Annotated in this window: 8 protein-coding genes and 2 pseudogenes; 6 read left to right on the forward strand and 4 right to left on the reverse strand. The window is 69.2% G+C overall.

Annotation, left to right across the window (positions count from 1 at the left end):
• Positions 1-408 (forward strand): hypothetical protein (locus tag CA983_RS39670; RefSeq protein WP_208637140.1); only part of this gene is annotated, 408 nt, incomplete at its 5' end.
• 54 nt (positions 409-462) lie between these two features.
• Entirely contained in the window at positions 463-687 is a 225-nt protein-coding gene (locus tag CA983_RS46005; RefSeq protein WP_143645710.1) for a hypothetical protein, read from the forward strand.
• Between the two features lie 161 nt (positions 688-848).
• On the opposite strand, the gene CA983_RS39675 is transcribed toward CA983_RS46005, so the two are convergent.
• Both CA983_RS39675 and CA983_RS46440 read right to left on the reverse strand, forming a co-directional pair.
• The gene (locus CA983_RS39675; RefSeq protein WP_244207297.1) at positions 849-1376 is read right to left on the reverse strand and encodes a hypothetical protein; all 528 of its coding nucleotides are present in this window, start codon (positions 1374-1376) and stop codon (positions 849-851) included.
• Complete coding sequence (locus tag CA983_RS46440; RefSeq protein ID WP_158101935.1) at positions 1373-1519, reverse strand: hypothetical protein; 147 nt, start codon at positions 1517-1519, stop codon at positions 1373-1375. Before CA983_RS46440 ends, CA983_RS39675 begins: the two co-directional genes overlap by 4 nt.
• An 83-nt stretch (positions 1520-1602) precedes the next feature.
• On the opposite strand from CA983_RS46440, the gene CA983_RS39680 reads away from it, so the two are divergent.
• From CA983_RS39680 to CA983_RS48570, 4 genes and pseudogenes are all read left to right on the forward strand, one after another.
• On the forward strand, positions 1603-2181 hold the full coding sequence (locus tag CA983_RS39680; protein ID WP_086605549.1) for a TetR/AcrR family transcriptional regulator: 579 nt from the start codon (positions 1603-1605) through the stop codon (positions 2179-2181).
• Positions 2182-2812: 631 nt separating this feature from the next.
• Entirely contained in the window at positions 2813-2935 is a 123-nt protein-coding gene (locus tag CA983_RS49020) for a hypothetical protein (RefSeq protein WP_279628501.1), read from the forward strand.
• Positions 2936-3324: 389 nt separating this feature from the next.
• Positions 3325-3549 (forward strand): DUF5133 domain-containing protein, encoded by a 225-nt coding sequence (locus CA983_RS39690; RefSeq protein ID WP_086605550.1) that lies wholly within the window; start codon positions 3325-3327, stop codon positions 3547-3549.
• Between the two features lie 76 nt (positions 3550-3625).
• Positions 3626-3772, forward strand: a pseudogene (locus CA983_RS48570) (ATP-binding protein); the annotation flags it as partial.
• Positions 3773-4085: 313 nt separating this feature from the next.
• Here the strand turns inward: CA983_RS48570 and CA983_RS39700 are convergent.
• Positions 4086-5156, reverse strand: a pseudogene (locus CA983_RS39700) (TerC family protein); the annotation flags it as partial.
• A 140-nt stretch (positions 5157-5296) separates the two neighbouring features.
• Complete coding sequence (locus CA983_RS46445; protein WP_158101936.1) at positions 5297-5464, reverse strand: hypothetical protein; 168 nt, start codon at positions 5462-5464, stop codon at positions 5297-5299.
• Positions 5465-5796: the final 332 nt, after the last annotated feature.

Below are 5796 nucleotides of genomic sequence, written 5' to 3' on the forward strand. Positions count from 1 at the left end.
CCCCCGACCCCCTCGCAGCCGACCCGCAGCCAACGCCGCTCCAACAGCAGACGGGAAGGAGTCATGCTGCCGTGGCGCTACCTCGGCTACGTCGGCTACTACGTCGGTGCCGGCCTCATCAGCGGCGCGGTTGTCCACCACCCCATGGCCCCCACCCGCTATTCGTTGATCGCCGCGTCCGGCGTACTGGTCTTCCTGCTCGCGACCGTTCTCAACGACATCATCCTCGCGACCGAGAGGCAGCCCCTGTCACGCATATTGCGCGTGCTGGGTACCTCGACGATGCTCTCGTTCGGCCTCGGCATGCTCAGCGGCGGTATGCAGCACTTCGCCGACCTCCCAGAACGCTGTGCCGTGCTGATACCGCTGGGCATTGTCCTGTCCTTCGTCGCCTTCTTCCTGAAGTAGGCCAAGAGGCCCTGGAGGCGCATCCTCAGCCTCACGGGCCTGGCCATCGTCGTCGTGACGGCCCTTACCTTCCTCGGTCTCCGCCACATCGCCCCCACGATGGCCGAGTCCGGAGGCGGACACAGCCACAGCGATGACGTGCCCAAGAAGGGAAGCGACGAAGGCCACGAGGGTGACCACGGCAGCACCCCCACCAATCCACCCTCCCAGCCCGCTGCGTCTCCGAAGGACACCCACCCCAGCGAGGAGCCCGGGCACGACGACGGCCACCAGCACTGAGCCGACCTGCTCCCACCATCAGAAGGCAAAGAGAGCGAAACCCGGCGACCCAAGGCAGCGGGGCCCGAGTATCTGACCAGGCGGCGGGATCCCGTGCCAGACCTGGTGCGCCCCCGTCGGCGCCCGTACTGCCTTCGCAGGCCGGCCGCCGGCGGCGGGGGTCAGCGTGGCTGTGGGATCTGCTCGCGCTGGCGACGGCGCCCGTAGCGGGTTACCCCGCGCGGCTTGAACACCGACAGGGCGGCCGCCGTCAGGAGCACCAGCAGGGCGGCGGCCGCGTCCGCGATCAGCTGGATGCGCATGCCCTGAAGCTCACCGCCCGCGAGGGCGGCCCGTGCGGCAGCGTCGGCGAGGTGTCCGACCGGCTCCATGTGGACCAGCAGCAGAAGGGTCGCGACCACAGTGATCAGGAGTTTCGCGATGACCCAGTAGTGGCGCAGCAGCCCCCACACCGTGCCGAACGACTGCACAAGGCCGGTCAGCAGGGAGGCGACGCTGAACGGGACGATCACGTACCAGCCGATCACGTCCATGGCCAGGTAGGCGCCCCGCACGGTCTGGGGCGCGCTGCTGGTCAGCCCGGCGACGGCGAGGGCGAGGAAGGCTGCTACCGCACCCAGCCAGCCGACCGAGGAGGTGACGTGAAGCGTGAGCGTCAGCTTGCGCACCCGCGGCGGCAACAGAGTCACGGCGTGTGCCCCGTCATGCCGCCGCCCGCCAGGTGCACGATCACGAACACCACGACCAGGGCGATAGCGATCGCCGCGGAGACCTTCACCCAGCGCGGCGCCCCCTCGCCGTCGTCGTCGTGACGGTCCGGTGAGCCTGCCATGACGACCTCCGCCCATTTTTCGAGACACTCTGTCTCGACTTGAAACCGAGTGTATCTCCCGTGGACGCCCGTATCCTGGGTGGGTGCCGAAGCTGTGGAACGAGACGATCGACGCGCACCGCGCCGCCGTGCGTGAGGCGATCCTGGACACCACCGCGAAGCTGGTGGCCGAAGGCGGCCTGCGGTCGGTAACCATGTCTCAGGTCGCCGAACGGACCGGCATCGGGCGGGCGACGCTCTACAAGTACTTCTCCGACGCCGAAGCGGTCCTGCTGGCCTGGCACGAGCGCCAGATCGCCGCACACCTTGAGCAGCTCTCGGACATCAGCCACCAGACCGGCACCGCGGTGGAGCGCCTGACGGCGGTGCTCGAGGCGTACGCGGGCATCGCCCGGCAGCGCCACGGCGGCGAACTCGCTGCCCTCCTTCACCAGGGCGAGCACGTCACCCACGCCGAGCAGCACCTCCAAGGCATGCTCCAGCACCTCCTTGCCCAGGCCGCCCAGGCCGGGGACCTGCGCTCCGACGTCCCGCCGGCCGAGCTCGCCCAGTACTGCCTCCACGCTCTGACCGCCGCGGCCGGCCTCACCTCCCAGGCCGCCGTGACCCGCCTGGTCTCCGTCACGCTCGACGGCCTGCGTCCCCATTCCCTGACCTACTGACCCTCACCTCCGAGTCGACAGAAGGCGATCTGCCTGTCCGAGGATTGTGCTGGCGCGATCCGAAGGCGTTGTCGGCGCTCCGTGAGGATGCCCATGGCCTCGGAAGGGGGCGTCACGATCCCTTTCACCGGCCAAGACGCGGTCGGCCGCTGCTGCTGTATTGCCACGGCTTCTGCACGGCTCTCGACGGCCACCACCAGGGCGAAGACCGCACCCCGTTCCCGGCCATCGCAGCTGCGCACCCGGAGCTGCGCCCGGTGCTGCGCTCGACATCCTCACCGAGGCTCTTGGCGGCGCCGGGGTGGACCTGGCGCAGGCCCTCGCTGCGGTGGCGGCCGCCACCGCTGAGGTGCGCCGGCGCCTGGGCATCGCCGTGGACGACCAGGTACCCGGGCGAGAGGGCGCGGCGTCGGCTCCGGTAGCGCGCGGCATGGAGCGAAGGCCGCCCAGGCGTCGCGGGCTCGGTCCGGTTTCCGGGGCCTCAGTACCGACCGCTGACAGGCTGTTTCTGATCCCTTGATCGTTCGTTGGGTAGTGCGTGGATGCTCGGGACGGTGATGCGGAGCCCTTTGCGGCCTTGCTGGGGGCGTATTGGCTCGCGTCTGAGTCCGATCATCACAGTGATGCCCTCGTGCGTGAGTGCGGGAGGAAGTGGCTGGCGTCGTGGAACGGACGCGCGGTGATGGTCGGTATCGCGGCGGTCACCGTGATCCTCGCGGTGGTGTCCGTCGTGGTGCGTGACCTGCCTGCGTGAGTGTGTATGCGCTGTTCGGGCAACCGGTGGTGCGGTGCTGGCGCGCCGCGGCCGGCCGGCGACCGGATGGGCCGCAGGATGATCAGACGGACGGGCGGGCCGGTGGGCCCGGCTCCCCGACGGCGCCTTGGCATCCCGTGGACCTTGCGCAGTCTGCGGGACGGCCCGCCCGGCTGCACCGTTCTCCCAGCGGTGCAGCCACGCCATGCCCGTGCGCAGCGTGCACAGCCGCCGACCGCGATTCACAAGCGCGCTATCGGGCTGCCGGTGGCCTCCTCGATGTGTGACCGGGCGGGCCGCTCGGCTTCCGGGTGCGGCGGGCGCCGAGGCTTGCGACCGTATGAGTGAAGGTGGCAGGTCCGAACGGGCGAGGACGGAGGCGGTCCGTCATGCTGAGGGCGCACCCTTCGCTCCTGCGGGAGCTCGTCGAACGCTGCGAGACGCTCAGGCGGCACCTGGCGTCCGGTGGCAGTGCCGAGACCAGGCGCCAGCTTGAGGACGCGTCGTACACGCTATGTGTGGTCACCGGCACCCGCCAGTTGGACACGGCGCTGGATGTGGCCCGCCGGCAGTTGGCCGACGCGATGGGACGCGAGCAGCCTCTGCGTCGCTGACGAAGACAGGCACCATCCAGGCCTGGCCGGGCTCAGTAGTTGGTCGGGGATCGGCGCGGTGGCCGGGGACTCCTGTTCTGCCGATCCTGGCCGCGTCGGGCGGCATGGCCTGGAGGTCACGATGGCGGTGTGCTGCGGTTCCGAGGTGCGGCGCGAGCCGGTGGGCAAGCGCGTGAAAGCCGCGATCGTGCTGGCCGACGACCCCGGCGGGCCGCCTGTTGTGACGGGCAGGGCCAGCTCCCGCCGATCCAGGTCGGCAGTCCATCGCCTCGCTGCCAGTTTCGCTACCGGGCCGGGGAGTGCTTGTGGTGGGGGTCCAGCCGGTAGTCGGGACAGTCGCGGTTCTGACATGCGCCCGGGCCCCACACGGGAACGAATACGCCGAGGCTCTTGTGGCGGTGGACCGCGGCTGGCACGGATTTCTTACACGTCGGGCATACATATACGTCGGGCTTGCGCTTCATTTTGACCATTTTTTTACGATATGCCCGTACTGGCGTGTCGGGAAGTGCTCTGCTTCTGCGCCGCCCCGAGCGCGGGCTGGCTCCACCGTCCCGGCCCGGTGTACCGGCTGGAGGCTCAGGGGCGTCCGTCACGGGCAGTGCGCTGGGCGTCTCGGGCTGCTCGGTGGCCGTGGAGGCGTCTTGTTCGTCGGTGTGTTCCAGAACGCCTATCGGGGCCGGCCTTTTGAGGCTGAGCACCACGGAACCTGTCAGGACGACGACGATGACCGCGAGGCTGATCGGTGAGGGGATTTCCGGGATGCTGGGGCTGATCAGCTTGTGGGCTGCCTGGAGGATGAGCTTGACCCCGATGAAGGCGAGGATGACCGCCAGTCCCTTGTTCAGGTAGTGGAAGCGGTCCAGCAGGCCGGCGAGCATGAAGTAGAGGGCCCGCAGGCCGAGGATGGCGAAGGCGTTGCTGGTGTAGACGATGAAGGCGTCGTCGCTGACCGCGAGGACGGCGGGCACGCTGTCGACGGCGAAGATCAGGTCGGCGGCCTCGATCGCGGCAACCACCGCGAGCAGCGGGGTCGCCATCCGTATGCCGGCTTCCTTGACGAAGAACTTCGCCCCGGCGTACTCGTCGCGCACCGGGATGAGTTTGCGGAGCATCCGTACGGCGAAGCTCTTGCCCGGGTCGAAGCTCTCCTCCTCGTCTTTGAGGAGCTTGTAGGTGCTGTAGAAGAGGACCGCGGCGAAGGCGAACAGCACCGCGGTGAAGCGGCTGACCACGGCCACGCCGAGGGAGAGGAAGATCCCGCGGAAGACGAGCGCGCCGATGACGCCGAAGAACAGCACGCGGTGCTGGTAGGCGCGGGGCACCTTGAAGTACGCGAAGATCACGGCGAAGACGAACAGGTTGTCGACCGACAGGCTCTTCTCCAGCAGCCACGCCGTCGTGTACTCGGTGCCCGCAGTGGTGCCGAGGACGAGGAAGACGACCGCGCCGAAGATCAGGGCGAGGCTCACCCACAGGCCGCTCCAGGCGGCGGCCTCCTTGAAGCCGATGACGTGCGCGGTGCGGTGGGACAGCAGGTCCACCGCCAGCGACACGACCACCGTCGCGGCGAACGCCCCCCACAGCCAGAGCGGGACCTCAAGCACGCCGAACACCCTCACCATGGCCCGCGCGAATACGCCAGCCCTATACAGGAGTGTCCGGCATTGCGCCCCCTGGGGCATGCGGAGCGGGTGAGGCCGGCCATCAGCCTCCTCCTTAAGGAGGAGGCTGATGGCCGAGTGCGCTATGGGTCTTCCTGATACTCCTTGGCGACCGCGACCGCTGCGGCGGTCGGGTCCTTCGTCGGAGTGGCGTCACCCTTGCCCGCGTCGTCGCCGTTGTCCGAGCACCCGGTGAGAGCGAGTCCGGCTGCGAGCAGCAGCACGGCGGGCGCGGCGGTGCGGCGGATCATGCGGGAACCTCCGTGGGGCGGGGACATCGCCGACCGGGGTGTCGACCGGATCGGCTCGAGAGCCGACGGTGCCCAATCCGCAGAGCGGGTGGCAAGGGCACCGGCCAACCAAGACCTCTCACGGAAGGGAGCACCCCAGCATATGCGGGCCCAGAGCCCCTGTTGGGCTGCCCGCGGGATCCGGCTCGCGGGCAGCCTGGACGCTTGTCATAGGCCCGACGACGGAGGAGCGGGCTGATCCCTACGGCATMGCAAGACACCGCCGCCCTTGGTCGCCACGCTCGGAGAGCCTGAGAGCCCAGCGAAGTACAAGGAGACGACCGGTCTACGCC

The sequence above is a fragment of the Streptomyces swartbergensis genome (assembly GCF_002148965.1).
Lineage (GTDB): Bacteria > Actinomycetota > Actinomycetes > Streptomycetales > Streptomycetaceae > Streptomyces > Streptomyces swartbergensis.